The organism is Limnohabitans sp. 15K, from assembly GCF_002778285.1.
GTDB lineage: Bacteria > Pseudomonadota > Gammaproteobacteria > Burkholderiales > Burkholderiaceae_C > Limnohabitans_A.
Genome location: NZ_NESM01000001.1, coordinates 1,451,199 through 1,473,988 on the forward strand (window position 1 = coordinate 1,451,199; position 22,790 = coordinate 1,473,988).

Below are 22,790 nucleotides of genomic sequence, written 5' to 3' on the forward strand. Positions count from 1 at the left end.
TCGTGCATGCAAGCGTCCGAAGAAGGTGCTGCATGCTTTGTTCATTTTTGAGGAGACAAACATGCTTCGTCGACATTTAGTCATCGCTTTGAGTGCTGGGTCATTGGCCTTGCCCATGACAGTTCTGGCTCAAACCTATCCAGAACGCCCCATCAAAATTCTGCAGGGCTTTGCACCTGGTGGCAATGCCGATGCCATCGCCAGATCGGTCAGTCAGGAAATGATCAAGGGCTTGGGCCAGTCCATGGTGGTCGAGGCGCAAGCCGGGGCAGGTGGCACGATTGCGGCGACCACTGTGTCCAAAGCCAAGCCCGATGGCTACACCTTGCTCTTGGCAACGGGTGGACACGCGGTAGCTGGGGCGCTTTACAACAACCTGGCCTACCGCACTGTGCAAGACTTCGAGATGGTCAGCACCATCACGTATTTCCCATTCTTGATCGTGGTGCCGACCAACAGCAAGTTCGCCAATTTGTCGGCTTTGTTGGCCACGGCCAAAGCGAACCCCGAGCAAATCACTTACGGCACAGCAGGCATTGGCTCCACCCACCATTTGGCGGGCGAACTGCTCGCCAGCATGTCCAAAACGCAATTGCTGCATGTGCCCTACAAAGGCGATTCGGGCTCTCTCACGGCTTTGCTGGCAGGTGACATCCCGATGATCATTGCGCCACCCACTGCGGTGATGGCCAACATCAAAGCTGGAAAATTGCGCGCCATCGCAACCACAGGGCCACAGCGCTGGCCGGGCCTCCCCGAGGTGCCCACTGTGGCTGAGCAAGGCGTGGCCGCTTATGACGTACGCTCGTGGGCTGGCCTGATGGCGCCCGCAGGCACACCCCGACCTGTGATCGACCGCCTCAATGCCGAACTGCAAAAAGCCCTGCTGGTGCCCGGCGTGAAAACGCGCCTGGAAGACATGGGCGGCGAGGTGAGAGGGAGCACCCCTGAAGACATGAAAACCATGGTGGCCGGTCAGACCCAAAAGTGGATTCAGATCGTCAACGAAGCCAAAATTCCCAAGCAATAAACCCATCTGAAACAAGGATCCCGCATGTCATTGATTGAAATTCGCAAACGCAGCCTGACGATCGAAACCACCTACCACGAAGGGGGGCCGGTGACGGACACCCCCCTGAAGCTTGCTGCGGCATGCGCAGTGATCAAAAATCCTTACGCTGGGCGTTACGAGCCTGATCTGATGCCCTTCATGGCGGAGTTGCGGTCCTTGGGCACACTGCTAGCGCAGGAGTTGGTGGACACGCTGGGCAAAGACCAAATCGAGGTGTACAGCAAGGCAGCCATCGTGGGCGTCAACGGCGAAATGGAACACGGCGCAGTGTGGCACGAAGCGGGCGGTTGGGCCATGCGCACAGTTCTGGGCGAGCCCAAAGCCATGGTGCCTGCCAGCAAGGCGGTGGCGCACACCGGTTATCGCCTGATGGTGCCGGTGCATTACATCCATGCCAGTTATGTGCGCAGCCACTTCAACAGCATGGAAGTGGGCATCCAGGACGCCCCTCGACCCAATGAAATCCTGTTTGCCCTGGTCATGGGCACAGGGGCCCGTGTCCACTCTCGGTTGGGCGGATTGACCAAGGACAAGGTTTCGGTCCACGACGGGCAACGCTGATCGCCTCAAAACAGGTCACTTCAGAGACTGATAGGGCAGAGGTTTCATCACAAGATGATTCCTTTGCTTTTTTTCATTTCAGACCATGGCCACAGCCACACAACCCACCCTCAGCCCCGAGCAAGACAGCTATTTGCGTGAGCGCTCGGACTGGATGGGCGCTTATCTGGTGCTGCACGCTTGGGGTGTGATTGCACTGGCCATGGCGTTTTTCATCGCTTGGCCCAACCCCTTGAGCTTTGTCGTGGCCGTGGTCATCATTGGCGGGCGGCAGTTGGGGCTGGCCATCTTGATGCACGACGCTGCCCACCGTGCCTTGTTCAAAAACACCCGGCTCAACGACACGCTGGGGGCTTTTTTGTGCGGCTGGCCAGTGGGCGCAAGCCTCGCCTTGTACCGCCCTTATCACCTGAGCCACCACCGGCACACACAGCAAAAAGAAGACCCCGACCTGATTTTGTCGGCGCCTTTTCCGATCAGCAAGGGGAGCTTTTGGCGCAAGATGCGGCGCGACATTCTGGGCATCACCGGCTACCAACGTCGCATGGAATTTTTCCGCATGGAGATGGGCCAAGACCCCAGCCCTTGGCAACGTTGGAAAAATCTGTTCGCCGCGGAAAAATATTTCGCTCTGAGTAACTTGGCCATCTTTGCCATCACCACTGCAACGGGCGTTTGGTGGGCTTACTTTGCGCTGTGGTTGTTGCCTCTATTGACTTGGTACCAAGTCATCAGCCGTGTCCGCAACATCGCCGAGCATGCGGTGGTAGGCGACAACGATGACCGCTTGCGCAACACGCGCACGACACTGACGAATTGGGGCATGCGCATGGTGTTGGCACCTTACTGGGTCAACTACCACCTAGAGCACCACTTGTTTGTGTTCACACCCTGCTGGAAGCTGCCTGCCGCGCACCGCTTGCTGATGGCGCAAGGTTTCAGGCCACGCATGGAGCTGGCAGACGGCTACCTGCAGGTGCTGCGCAAAGCGGTCTCCAAACCGCACGATGACAGCCACCACGGCACACCCAAAGGGCAACGCAAAAGCGCTGCACTCATCTGAATCAACCACACAAGGACTGAACATGGCCAACCGCCTGAGCCAACAAGCGGCCATCATCACCGGCGCCAGCCGTGGCATTGGCCGCGCCATCGCCGAAGCTTATGCAGCCGAGGGCGCCAGCCTGTGCCTGATCGCCACCGATGAGGCTCGCCTCAAAGAGGTCAAGGATGCACTGGGCCTGCCCGAGGACCGCGTCATGACCGTGGGCCTGAATGTGACCGACCGGGACGCTTGTTTTGCCGCCGTGTCAGCGGCAGAAAAACGCTTCGGGCGTGTGGACGTGCTGGTCAACAACGCCGGGGTCTACCGGGCCAAGCCTTTCATGGAATACGTCCCACAGGACTTTCAGGACATGCTTGATGTCAACCTGTTTGGCGTGCTGCACTTCACACAAGCGTGCCTGCCGGGCATGCAACAACGCCAGCACGGCCGCATCATCAACATGGCGTCCACCGCAGGCAAATGGGGCTCGCGCAACCAAAGCGCCTACAACGTGAGCAAACATGCGGTGGTGGGCCTCACGCGCTGCGTAGCACTGGAAGCCAGCCCGTACAAGGTGACCGTGAACGCAATCTGCCCTGGCTTCATCCAGACCGACATGGTCGAAGAACTCAAGGCGCAGGTGGCGCAGAGTACAGGCATGAGCGGCGACGACATGGTCAAGGCGGCGCTGACCAGAGTGCCCTTGGGACGGGTATTAAACCCTTCGGAAATTGCGGGCTTAGCCGTTTACTTGGGCTCATCCGAATCGAGCGGTATGACCGGCCAGAGTATCCACGTCGACGGCGGCATGGTGCTCAGCTGAGCGCAGCGAATCGGTTAGGCGACTTCCATCGTCACGCAAGAGACATGACATCGGGATAACCATGTATCCGCAGTTCATCTTTTAAACAAAGAATAGCAAGGTAATTTTCTTTTTTTGTCCTGGTACAAAATTCAATGGCTGACGAAATCATTCTGGAAACCCGGGGTCTCATCAAAGAGTTCAAGGGTTTTGTTGCCGTCAACGGTGTGGACCTTCGCGTCAAGCGAGGACAAATTCACGCTCTGATCGGGCCCAACGGCGCGGGCAAAACCACGGTCTTCAACCTGTTGACCAAATTTCTGATCCCCACACAGGGACAGATCATGTTCAATGGCCAAGACATCACCGCAGAAAAGCCCTCGCAAGTGGCCAGAAGGGGCATTGTTCGGTCCTTCCAGATTTCGGCGACCTTTCCCAATTTGACCGTCATGGAAAACGTGCGCATTGGTCTGCAGCGTGCCACGGGGACCTCCATGCACTTTTGGCGCTCCGAGCGCAGTTTGAACCAACTCAACGACAAGGCAATGTCATTGCTCGACCAGGTCGATCTGGGCAACATGGCCGACCTGACGGCGGTGGAATTGCCCTACGGCCGCAAGCGCGCCCTGGAGATCGCCACCACGCTGGCGATGGACCCTGAGCTGATGCTGCTGGACGAGCCCACACAAGGCATGGGCCACGAAGACGTGGACCGCGTGACGCAACTGATCAAAAAAGTCGGTGCCAACCGCACCATTTTGATGGTGGAGCACAACATGAATGTGGTGTCCAAAATTGCAGACACCATCAGTGTCTTGCAACGTGGACAAGTGATTGCAGAAGGACCTTACGCCGTGGTCTCACAAAACCCTCAAGTGCTTGAAGCCTACATGGGCACCGCCGACAACCAACTGGAGGGCGCCCATGGCTGAGTCCAAAGAATTCCTGCGCATCAGCAACCTCCAGTCTTGGTATGGCGAATCGCACATCCTGCACGGGGTGGACATGACCGTCAACCAAGGCGAAGTGGTCACACTGCTGGGACGCAACGGTGCCGGGCGCACCACCACCGTCAAATCCATACTGGGTCTGGTGGGCCGACGCACCGGCTCCATCACCATCAATGGCCAAGAAACAGTGAACTGGGCACCTCACCAGATCGCCAAACTCGGCCTGGGTTATTGCCCTGAAGAGCGCGGTATTTTCTCGGCATTGACCTGCGAAGAAAACCTGATGCTGCCGCCCGTGATTGCCCCCAACGGCATGTCGGTCGAAGAAATTTACGACATGTTCCCCAACCTGCTGGAGCGCCGCAACAGCCCCGGCACACGGCTGTCAGGCGGCGAGCAGCAAATGCTGGCGGTCGGCCGAATTCTGCGCACAGGTGCACGGTTCTTGCTGCTCGACGAAATTTCCGAGGGCCTGGCCCCTGTGATCGTGCAGACGCTGGCGCGCATGATCACGGCCCTGAAAGCCAAGGGCTTCACGATCATCATGGTGGAGCAGAACTTCCGGTTTGCCGCGCCCTTGGCGGACCGGTTTTATGTGATGGAACATGGTCAGATGGTGGAAACCTTCAGCTCGCAAGAGCTGTCCTCCAAGATGGGCATGTTGAACGAGTACCTGGGCGTCTGATTTTTTTCTAACTGGAGACAACACGATGAAACGCAAACTTCTTTCCCTCGCTGCCATGGCCGCCTGCGCCTTTGCTGGTGGTGCACAAGCCCAGATCTCTGACGGCATCGTCAAGATCGGCGTGCTCAACGACATGTCAGGCCTGTACTCCGACATCACCGGTCCCGGCTCGGTGACAGCCGCCAAGATGGCTGTCGAGGACTACATCAAAGCCACCAAGAGCACGCTCAAAGTGGAAATCGTCAGTGCTGACCACCAGAACAAACCCGATGTGGGCTCCAACGTGGCGCGCCAGTGGTACGACACCGACAAGGTCGACATGATCGCTGACGTGCCCACATCGTCCGTGGGTTTGGCCATTGCCAAACTGTCTGCCGACAAGGGCAAGCTGCACGTCAACTCCGGTTCGGCCACAGCCGACCTGACTGGCAAGGCCTGCAACGCCAACACCATCCACTGGGCTTATGACACCTGGATGCTGGCCAATGGCACAGGCAAAGCCATTGTGAAAAGCGGTGGTGACACCTGGTTCTTCTTGACCGCTGACTACGCTTTCGGCCAAGCCCTGGAGCGCGACACCGAAGCTGTGGTGGTGAAAAACGGCGGAAAGGTGGTCGGTAAGGTGCGCACGCCCTTCCCAACACAAGACTTCTCTTCTTTCTTGCTGCAAGCGCAAGCTTCCAAAGCCAAGATCATTGGTCTGGCCAACGCAGGCGGTGACACCACCAACTCGATCAAGCAAGCCGCCGAATTCGGCATCACCAAAGGTGGCCAGAACCTGGCAGGCATGTTGGTGTTCCTGCCCGACGTGCACTCGCTGGGTCTGAACATCGCGCAAGGTTTGAAGTTGACCGAAACCTTCTATTGGGACCTGAACGACAACACCCGCGCTTTCACCAAGCGTTTTGCAGCAGCTCAGGGCGGCAAGCACCCATCCATGGTGCAAGCGGGCGTTTACTCCAGCGTGATCCACTACCTGAAGGCCGTGGACGCAGCCAAAACCGATGACGGCACCAAAGTCGCCGCCAAAATGAAAGAGCTGCCCACAGACGATCCTTTGTTTGGCAAAGGCACCGTGCGCGCTGATGGTCGCAAGATCCACCCAGCCTATCTGTTCGAAGTCAAAAAGCCTGCCGAGTCCAAGGGCCCATACGACTACTACAAGCTGGTGGCTACCATCCCAGCCAACGAGGCATTCCGCCCATTGGCTGAGAGCGATTGCCCATTGGTCAAGAAGTAATCACACCCCTTTGTTCAAGCAAGTCGAATCATCATGGAAATCTTTGGCATACCCTCGCAAGCCCTGTTCGGGCAATTGCTGATCGGGCTGATCAACGGCTCTTTTTACGCATTGCTCTCGCTGGGCCTGGCCGTGATTTTCGGCTTGCTGAACATCATCAACTTCACCCATGGCGCCCAGTACATGCTGGGCGCCTTTGTGGCCTATTTGTCATTGACAAAGCTGGGCATCAACTATTGGGCGTCACTCATCCTGACGCCCATACTGGTGGGCGCCACCGGCATGCTGATTGAGCGCACCATGCTCAAGCAGCTGTACAAGTTGGACCACCTGTATGGCCTGCTGCTCACCTTCGGTCTGGCCTTGATCATTCAGGGTTTGTTCCGACACGAATTCGGTTCTTCGGGCATGCCTTATCCGGTGCCCGAAGTCTTCAAGGGTGCTTACAACACCGGCTTCATGTTCCTGCCCAAGTACCGGGCCTGGGTCATTGTGGCCTCGCTGGTGGTGTGTTTGACCACCTGGTATGTCATTGAGCGCACCAAATTGGGTGCCTATTTGCGCGCCGCCACCGAAAACCCGAGCCTGGTTCAGGCTTTCGGCATCAACGTGCCCCGCATGATCACCCTGACCTATGGCTTCGGCGTGGGCTTGGCTGCTTTTGCCGGCGTCATGGCCGCCCCCATTTACCAGGTGAATCCGACCATGGGCGCCGACATCATCATTGTGGTGTTTGCCGTGGTCGTGATTGGTGGCATGGGCTCCATCATGGGTGCCATCCTGACGGGTTTTGGTCTGGGCTTGATCGAAGGTCTGACCAAAGTGTTCTACCCCGAAGCTTCCAGCACGGTGATTTTCATCATCATGACCATTGTTCTCTTGATCAAGCCCGCCGGGTTGTTCGGCACGCAGAAGTAAGACCATGACCACTGTCTCGACACCCTCCTTCAAGACCCAGTCTTTCACGCACCAGTGGGTGGCCTTTGCCATCATGGTGCTGGTCCTGGCCATCGCGCCCATCTGGGTTTATCCGATCTTCCTCATGAAGGTCATGTGCTTTGCCTTGTTTGCTTGCGCCTTCAACTTGCTGATCGGTTTTGGTGGTCTGCTGTCTTTTGGCCACGCCATGTTTTTGGGCACCGCCGGCTATGCCGCGGCACATGCGGCCAAAGTTTGGGGCTGGAACCCTGAGTTGGCTGTGCTCTTTGCAACCGGCTGCTCGGCCTTGTTGGCGCTGGTGACCGGCATGCTGGCCATCCGCCGTCAAGGCATTTACTTTGCGATGATCACCCTGGCGTTTTCGCAGATGGTGTTCTTTTTCTACCTGCAAGCGCCTTTCACAGGCGGTGAAGATGGCATCCAGTCGGTGCCACGCGGCAAGTTGTTTGGCGTCTTCGACCTGAACGACAACACAGCCATGTACATGTTTGTACTGGCCATTTTCCTGAGCGGTTTCGCCCTCATCTGGCGCATCATTTATTCGCCTTTCGGTCAGATCCTCAAGGCCATCCGTGAAAACCAAGACCGCGCGATTTCGCTGGGTTACGACACCGACATGTTCAAACTCATTGCCTTTGTGATTTCGGGCGCTTTGGCAGGCACTGCCGGGGCCACCAAGTCGCTGGTGTTCCAGTTGGCCTCGCTGACCGATGTGCATTGGTCCATGTCGGGTGAGGTGGTCTTGATGACGCTGCTGGGCGGCTTGGGCACTTTGTTTGGGCCCGTGTTGGGCGCGGCTGTGATTGTGAGCATGCAAAACTACTTGGCCCAATTTGGGGCATGGGTCACCATCATCCAAGGTGCGATTTTTGTGATCTGCGTGCTGGCCTTCCGTCGCGGCATCATTGGCGAGATCGCCAACTGGATCAAAAAGCCCTTGTGAGTCTTTGACTTGCCGCATCGAGCTTCAGGGCTCCACGAAAAAACCGCCTCAAAGGGCGGTTTTTTCATGGTCAGCAGTTTGCTGCAACCGACGCATCAGCGCATGAAGTTTTTCACGTAATCTGCGCCCAAGCCCACGTTTTCAAAGTGTGCGCGGTATTTTTCGATGCGGGTAAAGACGTCGTCGTAGCCCGTCGCGTTGCCCTGCGTGTCCACATACATGAGTGCACCATGCACCGTGAACATGGTGACCATGTCCTGGCAATCATCGGGCACCACCAGGGTGTGGGTTTCACCCGGGGGCTCAAAGACATAGCCACCGGTTTCGGCCACCCAGTCGTGCTCTAAATACAGCCATTTGCCACGCAACACATAGGCGTGGACCATGCCGGAGTGGCGGTGCCGCTGCAGCAAACCCGAACGCTTGACCTTGAGCAGGTGAACGTAAAAACCACCCGAGGTATTCAAATGCAAAGGGCGTGACCAGATGCCCGGGGCAATCGGCGCCCACAGGCGCTCATCGTCGGTGTCCACATCGGGGATGACCATGTCCGGGGACATGCCCCAAGGCTGCGGTTTGGCATAGGGCTGGCGGTCGTCAGCGTCGCTCATGGGTAAATCTCCATTCAACATTCCCTCAGCTTAATGCCCACAAGGCCGCGTGCCTGCACTTTGGGTGACAGCCACTCCTGCGGTGCATGGAACAATGGCGTCATGCAAACACATCACTTCTCCCCCGACAGCGTCCAGGTTCTGGCGTTTGACATTTTCGGCACCGTCGTCGACTGGCATGGCAGCATCGTGCGCGAGATGCAGGCCCTGCACCCCCAAGTGGATGGCGATGCCTTTGCACTGGCCTGGCGGGCGGGCTACAAACCGGCCATGCAGCGGGTGATGAGCGGCGAACTCGGCTGGACCTTGATCGATGATTTGAACCGCATGATTCTGGACAGCTTGCTGCCCGAATTTGGCTTGTCGCATTTGAGTGAGGCCGAACGCCAACACCTCAACCGCGTCTGGCATCGTTTGCATGCATGGCCCGACAGTGTGGCGGGGCTCACGCGGTTAAAGCGCCGATTCACCATCACCAGCTTGTCGAATGGCAACATCGGATTGCTCACCAACATGGCCAAGCAGGCCGGCTTGCCTTGGGACTGTGTGCTGAGCGCAGAAGTGTTTCGCGCCTACAAGCCAGACCCAGCCACCTACCTCGGCTTGGCCAAGGTGTTCAACCTGGCCCCTGAGCAGGTCATGCTGGTGGCCGCGCACCATGATGACTTGGCAGGCGCTCGTGCCTGCGGCTTGCGCACCGCCTACATTGAACGAGCCTTGGAGTTTGGCCCAGCTCACCCCAAAGATGTCTCACCCCAAGCGGGCAATGACCTGCATGCGATGGATTTGAACGCCCTGGCCGATCAACTCGGTTGCTGAAGCACGCGGCAACGGTCGAGAGAAGGCGCACCCGCCGCGTGCCATTGGGGCACGGTGCGGATGTCACTTTTTAACCGCGTAAAAGTTTTTCTTCGGCCACAGCCAGTGTTTGTGATTTGCCGGACAGCACCAGCGTGTCGCCTGAAAAAAGTTCGGTGTCATCGGTCACTTTTTCAGGCTGACCGTTGGCACGGCGCAAGTTCACCACGCGCACGCCGATGGCGTGAAATGCCAAGTCTTTCACTTGTTTGCCCAACCAAGGCGATGCCTGCGGCAGCCCCACCGTGGTCAAACGCTCATGGTCAATTTCATCCAGCGTGTCGTCGTCTGCGCCGTGAAAGTAACCGCGCAGCAGGTTGTATCGGGCATCGCGCTGGTCTTGCACGATGCGGATCACGCGCCGCATGGGCACGCCGACCAGCGCCAACGCATGGCTGGCCAGCATGAGCGAGCCTTCCAGGGCCTCGGGCACCACCTCGGTCGCTCCAGCCAATTGAAGCTTTTCAAGGTCCAGGTCGTCTTGTGTGCGCACGATCACCGGCACTTGGGGCGCATGGCTGTGGGTGTGGTCGAGCACCTTCATGGCGGCGGGCACATCCAAGTAAGTGATGACCACGGCACTGGCGCGGGCCAGGCCTGCGGCCATGAGCGCCTGCAAACGCCCGGCATCGCCAAACACCACCGAATCACCGGCCGCTGCAGCCTGACGCACCCGGTCCGGGTCCAGATCGAGCGCCATGTAGGGAATGTTTTCTTTTTCCAGCATGCGGGCCAGGTTTTGGCCGCAACGCCCATAGCCGCAAATGATGACGTGCTTGCTGGTGTTGATCGACTTGCGGGCGATGGTGGTCATCTGCAGGGACTGTTGCAACCACTCACTGGCCACCACTTTGAGCACGATCCGGTCGCTGTGCATGATGATGAAGGGCGTGGCCATCATCGACAACACCATGCTGGCCAACACGGGGTTGAGCAAAGCGGGAGGGATGATTTGGCTTTGCGCGCCCAAGGTGAGCAACACAAACCCGAACTCACCAGCTTGCGCCAAGTACAAACCCGTGCGCAGCGCCACCCCGTTGCTGGCCCCGGTCATCTTGGCCAAGGCTGTCACCAAAATCAACTTGAACAGCACAGGCAAGGTGGTCAGAAGCAGCAGAAGTGGCCACCGGTCCACGACGATGTGCCAGTCCAGCATCATGCCGATGGTGATGAAGAACAGCCCCAGCAACACATCGTGGAATGGCCGAATATCCAGCTCCACCTGGTGCTTGTATTCGGTCTCTGAGATCAGCATGCCCGCCACAAAGGCGCCGAGCGCCAAACTCAGGCCTGCCAGCTCGGTGATCCAAGCCAGGCCCAGCGTCACCAACAGCAAGTTCAGCACAAACAGCTCTTCGCTTTTGCGCCGAGCCACCAGCGTCAGCCACCAACGCATGACCCTTTGGCCTCCAGTCATCAACACGGTGATCAACACCGTGGCCTTGGCGGCCGCCAGCAGCAGGGCCGAAAACATCTCTTCTGCTGGCGCACTCAAGGCCGGGATCATGACGATCAACGGCACCACCGCCAAATCTTGGAACAACAAAACGCCGACCACGCGCTTGCCGTGCTCGGACTCCAACTCGAGCCGGTCGGCCACCAGCTTGATCACGATCGCCGTGCTGCTCATGGCCATGGCGCTCGACAAAGCCAAGGCGGTTTGCCACTCCATCTTCCAGAGCGTGGGGGCCAGTGTGGCCACAAACAAAGACAACACGGTCACGATGACCAAGGTCAACAACACTTGCAACAGGCCCAAACCAAACACATGTTTGCGCATGGAGCGCAGCTTGGGCAGGTTGAATTCCAGCCCGATCACAAACATCAAAAACACCACACCGAACTCGGCCAAGTGCTTCACGCCTTCGGAGTTTTGTGCCAAGGCCAAAGCATTGGGGCCAATGACCACGCCGACCGCCAAATAACCCAGCATGGGTGGCAACTTGAGCATGCGGCAGCCGACCACGCCAAGGACGGCGGCCAGCAAATACAACAAGGTCAATTCCAAAGCGCCCATGCCTTGATGGTAACAAGCACACAGCGCCCGATAAAATGCACACATGCCAGTCAATTCCGCCCACACCCTTCAACTCGCACGCGAGACCCTGGACATCGAAGCGGCCGCTTTGCTGCAAGCCAAAAGCCGGTTGGACGATCGTTTTGTCAAGGCCGTGAATCTGGTGCTGGGCGTGCAAGGCCGAGTGGTTGTGACGGGGATGGGTAAGAGCGGACACATTGGCAACAAAATTGCGGCCACTTTGGCCTCCACCGGCACCCCGGCCATGTTTGTGCATCCCGGCGAAGCCAGCCACGGTGATCTGGGCATGATCCAAGCCATCGATGTGGTGCTGGCCATCTCCAACAGTGGCGAGAGCGACGAGCTGGTGGCCATCTTGCCGGTCCTCAAACGCTTGGGCGTGCCCTTGTTGGCCATGACCGGCGGACTGACCTCTTCACTGGCTCGCCACGCCGACATCGTGCTCGATTGCTCGGTGGACAAAGAAGCCTGCCCCCTGAACTTGGCCCCCACCGCCAGCACCACGGTACAACTGGCCATGGGCGATGCCTTGGCGGTGGCCCTGCTGGATGCACGGGGCTTTAAACCCGAAGACTTTGCCCGCTCACACCCCGGTGGTGCCTTGGGTCGCCGCCTACTGACCCATGTGGCCGACGTGATGCGCCAAGGCGACGCCGTACCCCAGGTCGGCCTAGATGCCGAATTCACCGCGCTCATGCGCGAGATGAGCAGCAAAGGCTTGGGTGCCACATCGGTCACCGATGCCGATGGGCGCGTGTTGGGCGTGTTCACCGACGGCGACTTGCGCCGCCTCATTGAAAAAGGCGCGGATCTGCGCAGCCTCAAAGCCTGCGATGTGATGCACGCCAACCCGCACACCATCCGCGTAGGCGCATTGGCCGTCGAAGCCGCCGAGATGATGGAGCAACGCCGCATCACCAGCATACTGGTGGTGGACGATGAAGGCGTGCTGTGCGGCGCCCTCAACACCAACGACCTGATGCGGGCCAAAGTGATCTGACATGCAAACACTGACCCCCGCTTTGAACTTCCCGCCCGAGTTGCTGCTGCAAGCACAAGGCATCCGTGTGGTGTTCTTTGACGTGGACGGTGTGCTCACCGACGGTGGGCTTTACTTTTCCGAATCCGGTGAAGCGCTCAAACGTTTTCATGTGCTGGACGGGCAAGGCCTTAAATTGCTGCAGCAGGTAGGCATCACCCCAGTGGTCATCACCGGGCGCGACTCGCCCGCGCTGCGCTTGCGCCTCATAGCCCTGGGCATCACCCACGCGCGTTTTGGCACCGAAGACAAGCGCCCCGCCGCCGAAGAATTTTTGCAGGCACTGGGGCTCGACTGGTCACAAGCGGCCGCCATGGGCGATGACTGGCCCGACTTGCCGGTCCTGCAGCGGGTGGCCTTTGCTTGCTCGCCAGCCAACGGCCATGCCCAAGCCAAAGCCTTGGCCCACCACATCACGGCCGAACGCGGCGGAGAAGGTGCTGCACGCGCCTTGTGTGATTTGCTGCTGGTCGCCACGGGCCATTACGCCAAGCTGTTGGCACAGGTCGGCGTCAGCGCCCACACCGGACCGTCTGCATGAAACTGCGACGCCTGTTGGATGTCCTGAGCGCTTACCTGCCCTTGATTGTGTTGGCCTTGTTGGCATGCGGCAGCTGGTGGTTGGTGCGCAGCATGCCCACTTTGAGTAACCCTCAAGCCAACAAACCCGTGCGCCAAGACCCGGATTACCGGCTGCGTGATTTCTCAGTCAAATCTTTCAACGCCAAGGGACAAATGACGCGCGAGGTGACCGGCCAGACCGCGAAGCATTTCCCCGCGACAGAAGAACTTCACATCGAAGAGATCCGCATCTTTGCCCAAAATGAAAGTGGCGGCACCATGAATGCGCAAGCCCAGCAGGGCGTTTCAAGTGACGATGGCGCAAAGGTCACATTGATCGGTCAAGCGCAGGCCATCAAGCACCCGCAAGCAGACAGTCCACAGATTGAACTGCGTGGCGAGCGCTTGGTGGCTTTGCCCGACGAAGACCGGGTGGTGTCAGACGACCCGGTTCACATCACCCGTGGCCGCGACGTTTTTACGGCAAACAGCATGGATTTCAGCAGCAAGACCGGCGAATACGCCTTGCAAGGCCGCGTGCGAGGCAGCTTGGTTGCGAAACCCCCGAAGCCTTAAAGACCAGTCATTCTCGTCAGAAACAACAAAGCCCTGCGGGCAGGGCTTTGTTTTCAAGCAAGGGCCGCTCTCAAAGAGCGGCTTGGGCACAGATCAGTAGCTGTTGCCACCGCCATAACCACCACCCCCACCACCTTCACGGCGTCCGCCACCACGGGGGCCAGCGCCATAGGGGCTGCGGAAACCGCCGCCACCACCTTCGCCGCCGCCTTCACGGCGACCGCCGTAACCGCCGCCGCCTTCACGGGCACCGCCATAGCCGCCACCGCCTTCGCGGCCGCCGCCATAACCACCACCGCCCTCGCGGGCACCACCGTAACCGCCGCCGCCTTCACGGCCAGCGCCGCCATAGCCGCCGCCACCTTCACGACGACCACCGCCACCAAAACCGCCACCACCAAAGCCACCGGTACGGGGAGGGCGTGCTTCCATGGGACGCGCTTCGTTCACCACCGCATTGCGGCCACCCAAAGGCTGGCCATTCATGCCATTGATGGCTGCTTGTGCTTCAGCATCGCTGCCCATTTCCACAAAGCCAAAGCCTTTCGAGCGGCCCGTGTCACGTTCCATCATGACTTTGGCGCTGGTGACAACACCAAATTCACCGAAGGCTTGTTCCAGGTCGCTGTCACGAACCGAATAAGGCAGGTTGCCGACGTAAAGTTTATTGCCCATGAAAGGGACTCCTCAAAACACAGAGATAAAAGCGATGGAGCTCCGACAACGCATTCGATATACCTGAAAACATCTCATGAAAAGCGAAACTGATGGGGTCACCGCAAACATGGCCTCGGCGCTTGTTGCACCGAGGTCAATTAATTATGAGTGAGAAAACAAACCAAAATGCAAGAGGGGAATCCCCTTTTCCCTGATAAAGCAGGACTTGCATAGAACATGTGTTGTTTTACCAACTCACCTCACGGTCGGGTGAAGCGCTGATTTTGTGGATACTCAAATCAGCACCGTCGTATTCTTCTTCTTGGCTGAGTTTCAAACCCAAGGTGATTTTCAAAATGCCATAAATCACGAAACCACCCAAAAGGGCCCAAACCACGCCCATGGCCGTACCGATGAGCTGGGCTGATACATTGACCCCGCCCAGACCACCCAAACTGGCCGATCCGAAAATACCCGCTGCGATTCCGCCCCAAGCACCACAAACACCGTGCAAGGGCCAAACACCCAACACATCGTCGATCTTCCATTTGTTCTGGGTCAGGGTGAACATGACCACAAACAAGCCACCGGCCACTGCGCCCACCACCAATGCACCAAACGGGTGCATCAAGTCAGAGCCCGCGCACACGGCGACCAAGCCCGCCAAGGGGCCGTTGTGCACAAAGCCGGGGTCATTTTTGCCCATCAACAAAGCCACCAACGTGCCGCCAACCATGGCCATCAAGGAGTTAACCGCCACCAAACCCGAGATCTTGTCGAGTGTTTGGGCACTCATCACGTTGAAGCCAAACCAGCCCACGATCAAGATCCAAGAGCCCAAGGCCAAAAACGGAATGCTGGAAGGCGGATGGGCCGAAACTTCACCGTTTTTGCGGTAACGGTTGTAACGGGCACCCAGCAACACCACGGCCGGCAAAGCGATCCAGCCGCCCATGGCGTGCACCACCACCGAGCCTGCGAAGTCGTGGAACTCGTCGCCCGTGAACGCTTTGATCCAAGCCTGCACGCCAAAGTGCTGGTTCCAGGCGATGCCTTCAAAGAAGGGGTAAACAAAGCCAACAATCACCGCTGTGGCAATGAGCTGAGGCCAGAATTTGGCGCGCTCGGCAATGCCGCCCGAAATGATGGCTGGAATGGCCGCTGCAAAGGTCAGCAAGAAGAAGAACTTCACCAGCTCATAGCCATTCTTGGCGGCCAATTGCTCGGCACCCACAAAGAAAGTCGTGCCATAGGCCACGCTGTAGCCGACTACAAAGTACACCACAGTGGAGACCGAGAAGTCGACCAAGATCTTGACCAAGGCATTGACCTGGTTCTTTTTACGAACTGTGCCCAACTCTAAAAAGGCAAAACCCGCGTGCATGGCCAGCACCATGATGCCGCCCAACAATATAAATAGCGCGTCCGCGCCCTGTTTCAGTGCTTCCATGAAGGTCTCTTGGTGATTTATGGATCAAATTGGTGCATCAAGGGCATGAAAACCCTGCACGCACCAATTGCAAGCAAGAAATAAGCCCAAATTGATGCGCATCAAACCCGTGCGCCAAAACGCTCCCGTAAGATGCATCCTCTTTGAACTCCGAACCACTCATTCCCCATGGAAGCATTCCTCGTCTCTACCGGCATCGTGGCTCTGGCCGAAATGGGTGACAAAACCCAGCTCTTGTCGCTGGTGCTGGCGGCCCGTTTTCGCAAACCCTGGCCCATCGTTTTGGGCATTTTGGTGGCCACACTGGCCAACCACGGCTTGGCGGGTGCGGTCGGCAGCTGGGTCACCACCATGGTGGGCCCGGATGTCTTGCGCTGGGTGCTGGGCGCCTCGTTCATCGCCATGGCGGTGTGGATGCTGATCCCCGACAAACTGGACGACGATGAGGGCGACAGCGCCCCGCGCATGGGCGTTTTCTTGACCACGGTGGTGGCTTTCTTCTTGGCCGAAATGGGTGACAAAACACAAATCGCCACCGTGATGTTGGCTGCCCAATACAACGCTTGGTTCGCCGTGGTGGCGGGCACCACGCTGGGCATGATGCTGGCCAACGCGCCTGTCGTGTGGCTGGGCGATGCCATCACCCAGCGCGTGCCGCTGCGTCTGGTGCACCTGATCTCGGCAGGCATTTTTGCCGTGTTGGGGACGCTGGCATTGCTGGGCTGGGGCTGATTTATACTTGCGCTGCGCCGATTTGCTCCAGCTTGCGGGCGCAGGAATCTCAGATTCCAAAATGCAGCTAAAGAGGCAGAGCCCAACCCGGTATCGCTTCTTCAGCGTTATCGGGTTTTTTCATTTTCGCCATGAGTTTGATCGCCACGCCACAGTCGATGACCTTTGAAGCAGCCTTGCCTTTGCAAAGCGGCGCGTCCATCCGTGGTTATTCGCTCAGTTACGAAACCTACGGCACGCTCAACGCCGACAGGTCGAACGCGGTCCTGATCTGCCACGCGCTCAACGCATCGCACCATGTGGCGGGCGTTTACGCCGACCAACCGAACAACGTGGGCTGGTGGGACAACATGATTGGCCCCGGCAAACCGCTGGACACCGACCGGTTTTTTGTCATTGGCGTGAACAACCTGGGCTCGTGCTTTGGCTCGACCGGCCCCATGCATGTGAATCCGGACACCGGCCGTGTGTACGGTGCCGACTTCCCGGTGGTCACGGTGGAAGACTGGGTCAACGCCCAAGCCCGCTTGTTGGACGCACTGGGCATCGAACAACTGGCCGCCGTGATGGGCGGGAGTCTAGGTGGCATGCAGGCGCTGAGCTGGACGCTGCAGTACCCCGAGCGCATGAAGCACGCGGTGGTGGTGGCCAGCGCCCCCAACCTGAACGCCGAGAACATCGCCTTCAACGAGGTGGCGCGCCGCGCCATCGTGACCGACCCGGACTTTCACAACGGCCACTTTTACGAGCATGGCGTGGTGCCCAAGCGCGGCCTGCGCATCGCCCGCATGATCGGCCACATCACCTACCTGAGCGACGACGTGATGAACGAGAAGTTCGGACGCGAGCTGCGCAATGCCGTGAACAGCGCGACCGGCTACAAATACTCCACACAAGATGTCGAGTTTCAGATCGAGAGCTACTTGCGTTATCAGGGTGACAAGTTCAGCGAGTACTTTGACGCCAACACCTATTTGCTGATCACCCGAGCGCTCGACTACTTCGACCCGGCCCAAGCCTTTGGCGGCGACTTGTCCAAAGCGCTGGAACGCGCCATCTGCAAATTCCTGCTGGTGAGCTTCACCACCGACTGGCGTTTTTCACCTGCGCGCAGCCGCGAAATGGTCAAAGGCCTGATCGACAACCGCCGCGATGTGAGTTACGCCGAGATCGACGCGCCCCACGGGCACGACGCCTTCTTGCTCGACGATGCACGTTACATGAACCTCGTTCGTGCCTACTTTGAACAAATCGCCCAAACCTTGACGACCACCAGCGGAGGTGCCGCATGAGCGACCCCTTGATCATGCAAGCCATTGCCCGCTTGGTGCCGCAAGGCGCGCGCGTGCTCGACTTGGGCTGCGGTGATGGTGCCCTGCTGGCCCACCTGCAAGAGCACAAGGGCTGCACGGGCTACGGCGTGGAGCTGGACGATGCCAACGTATTGGCTTGCGCCAAACGCGGCGTGAACGTGCTGCAGCTCAACCTCGACCAAGGCCTGAAGGTTTTTGCTGACCAGTCTTTTGATGTGGTGCTGCAGATCGACACGCTGCAACACCTGCGCAACGCCGAGGTCATGCTGCGCGAGACCGCCCGCGTGGGCAAGATTGGCATCGTCGCCTTCCCCAACTTCGGCCATTGGTTCAACCGCCTGAGCGTGTTGCGTGGGCGCATGCCCGTGACCAAGCGCCTGCCCTACCAGTGGTACGACACGCCCAACATCCGCGTGGGCACCTTTGCCGACTTTGGCGACCTGGCTCGCAAAAACGACCTGCGCGTGATGGATGCCTTTGGCTTGCAACAAGGCCAAGAAGTGCGCTTTTTGCCCAACCTGATGGCGGGCACGGCGGTTTATAAATTGCAACGCGGCTGACATGCCGCACACACCCGCCAAGGTGAGCGCGCACCCACCCCATGGCCCCTGGCTGATCGCCAACTTGCTGGCCCAAATTTCTTTTGGTCTCTTGGCCATGACCTTGTGCCTGCCGTCCATGCAAGAGTGGGGCGCTATTTTTGACACGAACCAAGCCGATGTTCAGTTGACCTTCAGCGGCTACGTGGTGGCCTATGGTGTTTTGCAACTGGTCTATGGCCCCCTGTCCGATCGGCACGGGCGCAAACCCATTTTGATGCTGGGTCTGGTGGTGGCGGGGCTGGCGTCGGTCATGGCCGCACTGGCCAGCGACATCACCACCCTCACCGCGGCACGGGTGCTGCAAGGCGCTGGCAGCGCCGCCAGCATGGTGGTCGGCCGCTCCATGGTGCAAGACCTGTTCAGTGGGCCGCAACGCACCCGCGTCATGGCCTACATCGGCATGGCGCTGGGCATGTGCCCACCGCTGGCCACACTCATCGGCGGTCAGATCCATGTGCGCTTGGGCTGGCAAACCAACTTCGTGTTGCTGGCCCTATTGGCGGTACTGCTCTTGGTGGCAGCTTGGCTGGGCTTGCCGCGTGTGGTCAAACCCATACCCGCTGATGGCCACTGGCTGCGGGCCATGCTGAGCGCTTATGCCCGTTTGCTGGGTGAGCCTCGCTTTTTGCTCTATGTCGCCATCCTCGCCGCAACCACGGCCACGTTCTATGCCTTCCTGGCCGGGGCACCCATCGTGCTCAAAGGTTATGGCATCGGACCAGACGGTATTGGCTGGTTCATCATGGCCGTGCCCGTGTCTTACATCTTGGGCAATTTCATGACCTCACGGCTCATCGCGCAGGCGGGCGAATCGCGCGTGATGGCCTGGGGCCAGGCCATGACGCTGGGTGGCCTGGTGGTGATGCTGGCGCTGGGGTTAGGGGGTGTGCAGACGGCGCTGGCCGTGGCTTTGCCGCTGCTCTTGCTGGGTTTTGGACACGGTTTGTTGAACCCCCCTGCGCTGGCGGGCACCGTGGGTGTGTTGCCCGCCTTGGCCGGATCGGCCGCTGCCGTGGCCGGGCTGATGCAGCAACTCACCGGTGCCACGGGCGGCTACCTGGTGGGCTTGGTGCCACACGAAGGCGCCGTGAATCTGGGCTGGATGATGCTGGGCTTTGCCCTGACTGGCGCGACAGCGCAGTTTTTCCTACGCAGGCGCTGAACAACGCAACGCTGCCGGTCACGCCCGTCGGGCGGTCACACACCAGTCAAGGCAAGGGTTTACCCCATGCAAATATTCTTAGATACCAAAGTATATTACGGTCCATTCCACGCTTCACTGAGGATTCTTGAATGATCACGCACGAGGACAATCTGCTGCTTTGCCAGGTTGAAGGCCAAGCACCCGCTGGGCAGATGATGCGACGTCATTGGATCCCGATCTGCCTGTCAGAGGAAGTGAGCGAAGCCGATGGCACGCCCGTCAAAGCCCGAATCCTTGGGGAAAATTTGGTGGTGTTTCGTGACACGGATGGTCGTGTGGGTGTGGTGGACGAGAAATGCCCGCACCGCGGGGCTTCCTTGCTTTTTGGCCGCAATGAAGAAGGCGGCCTGCGCTGTCTGTACCACGGCTGGAAAATGGACGTGGAGGGCAACGTGCTGGAGATGGTGTCCGAACCTCAAGCCAGCAACATGGCTGAAAAAATCAAACACAAAGCGTATCCGGTGAAAGAGTGGGGTTCTTTTGTTTGGGCGTTTTTAGGACCCCAAGAGAACATCCCCGAGTTCGTGCCACCGCGCTGGGCACCCACAGCACAAACGCGCGTGAGTGTGGGCAAAGCCATCTTGCCGGTCAATTGGGCGCAGATTTTGGAAGGGGCCATCGACTCGGCGCACAGCTCCAGCTTGCACAGCTCCGACATGGTGCCCGCCAGAGTGCATGGCGCGCAGGCCACCGATAAAAATTGGCTACGCCCCTCCACAGACAAAGCGCCCCGCATGCAGGTGCAAAAAACCGCTTACGGTTTTCGCTATGCAGCGATTCGCCGCCCGATTTTTGATGCACAGACACACGACTACATCCGGACCACCGTGTTTGTCGCTCCTTGGACGGTGTTGATCCCGCCCAACAATCTCTACAACGTGGCGAACGTCAACATTCCGATGGACGACACGCACACCTGCTTTTATTTCATCGCTTGGGGGGATGCCAGCCAAACCCCCGAAACGGAAACTTGGCGTAAGTTTTTGGGCATGTCCCTGGGCGTCGACCTGGACGCTTATTACCAACCGCTGCGCAACTACGGCAACCGCTTTTGGCAAGACCGCCAAGCCATGAAGGCCGGCAACTTCACGGGCATCCAGGGCATCCCCAACCAAGACATGGCCATGTGGATCACGATGGGTCCGATTGCCGACAGAACCCAAGACCGCTTGGGCGCCAGCGATTTGGCCATTGTGGAGTTCCGCAAGCTGATGGTGCAAGCCGTGAAAGACTTTCAACAAGGTGCACCGGCCATGGGCACAGGCGATCAACACATCCCTGAGTCGGTCTGCTCTTTTCAAAACGTGATTCCCAAAACGACCGATTGGCGGGAATACGAAGCCCATTACATCTGGAAAGACAGCCCCGTCAATCCGGAACTCGACACCGCTTACTCTGTGAGGAAATGATGACCACCAACCAACTTCAAATTTCGATCGCCATGGGCGATTACGACCGCAACCGTGCGCTGTACGACGGGCGCGTGCAGATCGACGGCTGCGACCCCGTCTACATGCTCTTGAGTCCTGAAGAGATGTTTTTCCGGGCCATGCGCAGCCGCGACTTTGACATCACAGAGCTGTCTTTTTCCAGCTATCTGGTCAAACACTCACGCGGAGAATGTCCGTACATTGCAGTGCCGGTTTTCCTGTCGCGCGCGTTTCGCCACACCTCGATCTACGTCCGCAAAGACAGGATTCGCCAAGCCTCAGACCTCAAAGGCAAGCGCATTGGTATCCCTGAATACCAGCTCACTGCCATCGTTTGGGCACGCTCGATTTTGCAAGACGACTACGGCATCAGCCCGGAAGATGTGACCTGGGTGCGCGGCGGCATCGACACGCCCGGACGGCCTGAGAAAATCAAACTCGACTTGCCGCCCGGCGTGAAAATTGAAAGCGCCCCAGAAGGCAAAACCATTTCGGATTTGCTCAACGAAGGCGAGATCGATGGCTTCATTGCGCCTCGTCCACCCAGTGGTGCGGCCATGAGCAACCCCAACGTGGGTTGGTTGTTTGATGACCCGACCGCTGTGGCCAAAGATTACTACCGCCGCACAGGCATTTTCCCGATCATGCATGTGGTGGGCATTCGCAAAGAACTGGCTGCGCAGCACCGCTGGTTGCCGGGCGCGGTATTCAAGGCCTTCAGTCAATCCAAACAAAAAGCACTGGAGTTGCTGGAAGACACCTCGGCCACCAAAGTCACGCTGCCCTTTGTGGAGGAGCAACTCAAAGCGGCGCGCGACACCCTCGGCCATGATTTCTGGTCCTATGGCGTCGAAGGCAACCGCAAGACTTTGGATGCCTTTTTGCACCACCACCATGCTCAAGGCCTGTCCAGCAAACGCATGGCCATCGAAGAGCTGTTTGACCCCTCGACTTACGAGTCATACAGCATCTGAAGTGCCGGCATCCGCCAGCATCGCTTGAGCCTCTGCCTTGACCAGATTTTCAATCATGGTCAGCAGGGTGCTCCTCAATTCGGCGATCGATGCTTCGCTGATGCCCTCCACGCTGATGCGGTTGACCTCTTCGGCCAAGGGCACCAAGTCCTTTTCGAGCGCGCGGCCTGAAACCGTCAAGAACACATGCATGTTTTTGCGGTTGCCCGACATCTGGCGACGCTCAATCAGGCCCATGCCTTCCATGGCCTTGACCGCACTGAAGGTTGTGGGCTCCATCACCCCGGCCAAATCGCTCAACTCTTTTTGTGTCAACCCGTCCTTGATCCAAAGGATGCGCAAAAACGTCCAATGGCCAAAAGAAACACCGTGAGCACTCAGCCTCAATTGCAAGGCGCGCATCTGAGCACGCCCCACATCTCGGATCAAGTGGGCCAAGCGGTCATTGGGGACAGACTCGCGCCAATGCTGCAACAGTTTTTGGGTTTCGTTGGATCGTGAAGACATG

General features: G+C 58.5%; 24 protein-coding genes. 19 read left to right on the forward strand and 5 right to left on the reverse strand.

Annotation, left to right across the window (positions count from 1 at the left end; all coding sequences use genetic code 11):
* Positions 1–61: 61 nt before the first annotated feature.
* From B9Z40_RS06875 to B9Z40_RS06915, 9 genes are all read left to right on the forward strand, one after another.
* On the forward strand, positions 62–1,030 hold the full coding sequence (locus B9Z40_RS06875) for a tripartite tricarboxylate transporter substrate binding protein (protein WP_100172471.1): 969 nt from the start codon (positions 62–64) through the stop codon (positions 1,028–1,030).
* A gap of 24 nt (positions 1,031–1,054) precedes the next feature.
* Positions 1,055–1,633: an amino acid synthesis family protein gene (locus B9Z40_RS06880; RefSeq protein ID WP_100172472.1), complete on the forward strand. Its 579-nt coding sequence runs from the start codon at positions 1,055–1,057 to the stop codon at positions 1,631–1,633.
* Between the two features lie 85 nt (positions 1,634–1,718).
* Positions 1,719–2,696, forward strand: a complete 978-nt coding sequence (locus tag B9Z40_RS06885; RefSeq protein ID WP_100172473.1) for a fatty acid desaturase family protein — start codon at positions 1,719–1,721, stop codon at positions 2,694–2,696.
* A 22-nt stretch (positions 2,697–2,718) separates the two neighbouring features.
* On the forward strand, positions 2,719–3,501 hold the full coding sequence (locus B9Z40_RS06890; protein WP_158238063.1) for an SDR family NAD(P)-dependent oxidoreductase: 783 nt from the start codon (positions 2,719–2,721) through the stop codon (positions 3,499–3,501).
* Positions 3,502–3,635: 134 nt separating this feature from the next.
* The gene (locus B9Z40_RS06895; RefSeq protein WP_100172475.1) at positions 3,636–4,412 is read left to right on the forward strand and encodes an ABC transporter ATP-binding protein; all 777 of its coding nucleotides are present in this window, start codon (positions 3,636–3,638) and stop codon (positions 4,410–4,412) included.
* Positions 4,405–5,115 carry an ABC transporter ATP-binding protein gene (locus B9Z40_RS06900; RefSeq protein ID WP_100172476.1) on the forward strand — a complete coding sequence of 237 codons (711 nt, stop codon included), beginning with the start codon at positions 4,405–4,407 and terminating at the stop codon, positions 5,113–5,115. The genes B9Z40_RS06895 and B9Z40_RS06900 overlap by 8 nt, the downstream gene beginning before the upstream one ends.
* A gap of 25 nt (positions 5,116–5,140) precedes the next feature.
* On the forward strand, positions 5,141–6,355 hold the full coding sequence (locus B9Z40_RS06905; RefSeq protein WP_100172477.1) for an ABC transporter substrate-binding protein: 1,215 nt from the start codon (positions 5,141–5,143) through the stop codon (positions 6,353–6,355).
* A 33-nt stretch (positions 6,356–6,388) separates the two neighbouring features.
* On the forward strand, positions 6,389–7,273 hold the full coding sequence (locus B9Z40_RS06910) for a branched-chain amino acid ABC transporter permease (RefSeq protein ID WP_100172478.1): 885 nt from the start codon (positions 6,389–6,391) through the stop codon (positions 7,271–7,273).
* 4 nt (positions 7,274–7,277) lie between these two features.
* The gene (locus B9Z40_RS06915; protein ID WP_100172479.1) at positions 7,278–8,237 is read left to right on the forward strand and encodes a branched-chain amino acid ABC transporter permease; all 960 of its coding nucleotides are present in this window, start codon (positions 7,278–7,280) and stop codon (positions 8,235–8,237) included.
* Between the two features lie 95 nt (positions 8,238–8,332).
* Here B9Z40_RS06915 and B9Z40_RS06920 read toward each other — a convergent pair whose 3' ends face one another.
* Entirely contained in the window at positions 8,333–8,848 is a 516-nt protein-coding gene (locus B9Z40_RS06920; protein ID WP_100172480.1) for a 2,4'-dihydroxyacetophenone dioxygenase family protein, read from the reverse strand.
* A 102-nt stretch (positions 8,849–8,950) separates the two neighbouring features.
* Here B9Z40_RS06920 and B9Z40_RS06925 point away from each other — a divergent pair, with 102 nt between their 5' ends.
* Positions 8,951–9,667, forward strand: a complete 717-nt coding sequence (locus B9Z40_RS06925; RefSeq protein WP_100172976.1) for a haloacid dehalogenase type II — start codon at positions 8,951–8,953, stop codon at positions 9,665–9,667.
* A 70-nt stretch (positions 9,668–9,737) separates the two neighbouring features.
* Here the strand turns inward: B9Z40_RS06925 and B9Z40_RS06930 are convergent, their stop codons facing one another.
* Positions 9,738–11,723 carry a monovalent cation:proton antiporter family protein gene (locus tag B9Z40_RS06930; RefSeq protein ID WP_100172481.1) on the reverse strand — a complete coding sequence of 662 codons (1,986 nt, stop codon included), beginning with the start codon at positions 11,721–11,723 and terminating at the stop codon, positions 9,738–9,740.
* Between the two features lie 43 nt (positions 11,724–11,766).
* Here B9Z40_RS06930 and B9Z40_RS06935 point away from each other — a divergent pair, with 43 nt between their 5' ends.
* The 3 genes from B9Z40_RS06935 to lptC are packed head-to-tail and all read left to right on the forward strand — an operon-like array spanning position 11,767 to position 13,920.
* Complete coding sequence (locus B9Z40_RS06935) at positions 11,767–12,744, forward strand: SIS domain-containing protein (protein ID WP_100172482.1); 978 nt, start codon at positions 11,767–11,769, stop codon at positions 12,742–12,744.
* A gap of 1 nt (position 12,745) precedes the next feature.
* A complete protein-coding gene (locus B9Z40_RS06940) occupies positions 12,746–13,324 on the forward strand; it encodes an HAD family hydrolase (protein WP_100172483.1) in 579 nt (192 codons plus the stop codon).
* Positions 13,321–13,920 carry an LPS export ABC transporter periplasmic protein LptC gene (gene lptC / locus B9Z40_RS06945; RefSeq protein ID WP_100172484.1) on the forward strand — a complete coding sequence of 200 codons (600 nt, stop codon included), beginning with the start codon at positions 13,321–13,323 and terminating at the stop codon, positions 13,918–13,920. The genes B9Z40_RS06940 and lptC overlap by 4 nt, the downstream gene beginning before the upstream one ends.
* Positions 13,921–14,013: 93 nt before the next feature.
* Here lptC and B9Z40_RS06950 read toward each other — a convergent pair whose 3' ends face one another.
* Positions 14,014–14,595 (reverse strand): RNA-binding protein, encoded by a 582-nt coding sequence (locus B9Z40_RS06950; protein WP_100172485.1) that lies wholly within the window; start codon positions 14,593–14,595, stop codon positions 14,014–14,016.
* A gap of 229 nt (positions 14,596–14,824) precedes the next feature.
* On the reverse strand, positions 14,825–16,027 hold the full coding sequence (locus B9Z40_RS06955; RefSeq protein WP_100172486.1) for an ammonium transporter: 1,203 nt from the start codon (positions 16,025–16,027) through the stop codon (positions 14,825–14,827).
* Positions 16,028–16,195: 168 nt separating this feature from the next.
* On the opposite strand from B9Z40_RS06955, the gene B9Z40_RS06960 reads away from it, so the two are divergent.
* From B9Z40_RS06960 to B9Z40_RS06985, 6 genes are all read left to right on the forward strand, one after another.
* Positions 16,196–16,759, forward strand: a complete 564-nt coding sequence (locus B9Z40_RS06960) for a TMEM165/GDT1 family protein (protein WP_100172487.1) — start codon at positions 16,196–16,198, stop codon at positions 16,757–16,759.
* Between the two features lie 131 nt (positions 16,760–16,890).
* A complete protein-coding gene (locus tag B9Z40_RS06965; RefSeq protein ID WP_100172488.1) occupies positions 16,891–18,051 on the forward strand; it encodes a homoserine O-acetyltransferase in 1,161 nt (386 codons plus the stop codon).
* The gene (metW, locus tag B9Z40_RS06970) at positions 18,048–18,632 is read left to right on the forward strand and encodes a methionine biosynthesis protein MetW (RefSeq protein WP_100172489.1); all 585 of its coding nucleotides are present in this window, start codon (positions 18,048–18,050) and stop codon (positions 18,630–18,632) included. The genes B9Z40_RS06965 and metW overlap by 4 nt, the downstream gene beginning before the upstream one ends.
* A gap of 1 nt (position 18,633) precedes the next feature.
* On the forward strand, positions 18,634–19,836 hold the full coding sequence (locus B9Z40_RS06975; protein WP_100172490.1) for a Bcr/CflA family efflux MFS transporter: 1,203 nt from the start codon (positions 18,634–18,636) through the stop codon (positions 19,834–19,836).
* A gap of 131 nt (positions 19,837–19,967) precedes the next feature.
* Complete coding sequence (locus B9Z40_RS06980) at positions 19,968–21,287, forward strand: Rieske 2Fe-2S domain-containing protein (protein ID WP_100172491.1); 1,320 nt, start codon at positions 19,968–19,970, stop codon at positions 21,285–21,287.
* On the forward strand, positions 21,287–22,282 hold the full coding sequence (locus tag B9Z40_RS06985) for a 4,5-dihydroxyphthalate decarboxylase (RefSeq protein WP_100172492.1): 996 nt from the start codon (positions 21,287–21,289) through the stop codon (positions 22,280–22,282). Before B9Z40_RS06980 ends, B9Z40_RS06985 begins: the two co-directional genes overlap by 1 nt.
* Here the strand turns inward: B9Z40_RS06985 and B9Z40_RS06990 are convergent.
* A complete protein-coding gene (locus tag B9Z40_RS06990) occupies positions 22,268–22,789 on the reverse strand; it encodes a MarR family winged helix-turn-helix transcriptional regulator (RefSeq protein ID WP_100172493.1) in 522 nt (173 codons plus the stop codon). The two genes, B9Z40_RS06985 and B9Z40_RS06990, sit on opposite strands and share 15 nt — an antisense overlap.
* Position 22,790: the final 1 nt, after the last annotated feature.

Bases quoted from the DNA above. Each gene is read 5' to 3' on its own strand.
- B9Z40_RS06875 (WP_100172471.1), top strand. From the start codon at position 62: ATGCTTCGTCGACATTTAGTCATCGCTTTGAGTGCTGGGTCATTGGCC.
- B9Z40_RS06880 (WP_100172472.1), top strand. From the start codon at position 1,055: ATGTCATTGATTGAAATTCGCAAACGCAGCCTGACGATCGAAACCACC.
- B9Z40_RS06885 (WP_100172473.1), top strand. From the start codon at position 1,719: ATGGCCACAGCCACACAACCCACCCTCAGCCCCGAGCAAGACAGCTAT.
- B9Z40_RS06890 (WP_158238063.1), top strand. From the start codon at position 2,719: ATGGCCAACCGCCTGAGCCAACAAGCGGCCATCATCACCGGCGCCAGC.
- B9Z40_RS06895 (WP_100172475.1), top strand. From the start codon at position 3,636: ATGGCTGACGAAATCATTCTGGAAACCCGGGGTCTCATCAAAGAGTTC.
- B9Z40_RS06900 (WP_100172476.1), top strand. From the start codon at position 4,405: ATGGCTGAGTCCAAAGAATTCCTGCGCATCAGCAACCTCCAGTCTTGG.
- B9Z40_RS06905 (WP_100172477.1), top strand. From the start codon at position 5,141: ATGAAACGCAAACTTCTTTCCCTCGCTGCCATGGCCGCCTGCGCCTTT.
- B9Z40_RS06910 (WP_100172478.1), top strand. From the start codon at position 6,389: ATGGAAATCTTTGGCATACCCTCGCAAGCCCTGTTCGGGCAATTGCTG.
- B9Z40_RS06915 (WP_100172479.1), top strand. From the start codon at position 7,278: ATGACCACTGTCTCGACACCCTCCTTCAAGACCCAGTCTTTCACGCAC.
- B9Z40_RS06920 (WP_100172480.1), bottom strand. From the start codon at position 8,848: ATGAGCGACGCTGACGACCGCCAGCCCTATGCCAAACCGCAGCCTTGG.
- B9Z40_RS06925 (WP_100172976.1), top strand. From the start codon at position 8,951: ATGCAAACACATCACTTCTCCCCCGACAGCGTCCAGGTTCTGGCGTTT.
- B9Z40_RS06930 (WP_100172481.1), bottom strand. From the start codon at position 11,723: ATGGGCGCTTTGGAATTGACCTTGTTGTATTTGCTGGCCGCCGTCCTT.
- B9Z40_RS06935 (WP_100172482.1), top strand. From the start codon at position 11,767: ATGCCAGTCAATTCCGCCCACACCCTTCAACTCGCACGCGAGACCCTG.
- B9Z40_RS06940 (WP_100172483.1), top strand. From the start codon at position 12,746: ATGCAAACACTGACCCCCGCTTTGAACTTCCCGCCCGAGTTGCTGCTG.
- lptC (WP_100172484.1), top strand. From the start codon at position 13,321: ATGAAACTGCGACGCCTGTTGGATGTCCTGAGCGCTTACCTGCCCTTG.
- B9Z40_RS06950 (WP_100172485.1), bottom strand. From the start codon at position 14,595: ATGGGCAATAAACTTTACGTCGGCAACCTGCCTTATTCGGTTCGTGAC.
- B9Z40_RS06955 (WP_100172486.1), bottom strand. From the start codon at position 16,027: ATGGAAGCACTGAAACAGGGCGCGGACGCGCTATTTATATTGTTGGGC.
- B9Z40_RS06960 (WP_100172487.1), top strand. From the start codon at position 16,196: ATGGAAGCATTCCTCGTCTCTACCGGCATCGTGGCTCTGGCCGAAATG.
- B9Z40_RS06965 (WP_100172488.1), top strand. From the start codon at position 16,891: ATGAGTTTGATCGCCACGCCACAGTCGATGACCTTTGAAGCAGCCTTG.
- metW (WP_100172489.1), top strand. From the start codon at position 18,048: ATGAGCGACCCCTTGATCATGCAAGCCATTGCCCGCTTGGTGCCGCAA.
- B9Z40_RS06975 (WP_100172490.1), top strand. From the start codon at position 18,634: ATGCCGCACACACCCGCCAAGGTGAGCGCGCACCCACCCCATGGCCCC.
- B9Z40_RS06980 (WP_100172491.1), top strand. From the start codon at position 19,968: ATGATCACGCACGAGGACAATCTGCTGCTTTGCCAGGTTGAAGGCCAA.
- B9Z40_RS06985 (WP_100172492.1), top strand. From the start codon at position 21,287: ATGACCACCAACCAACTTCAAATTTCGATCGCCATGGGCGATTACGAC.
- B9Z40_RS06990 (WP_100172493.1), bottom strand. From the start codon at position 22,789: ATGTCTTCACGATCCAACGAAACCCAAAAACTGTTGCAGCATTGGCGC.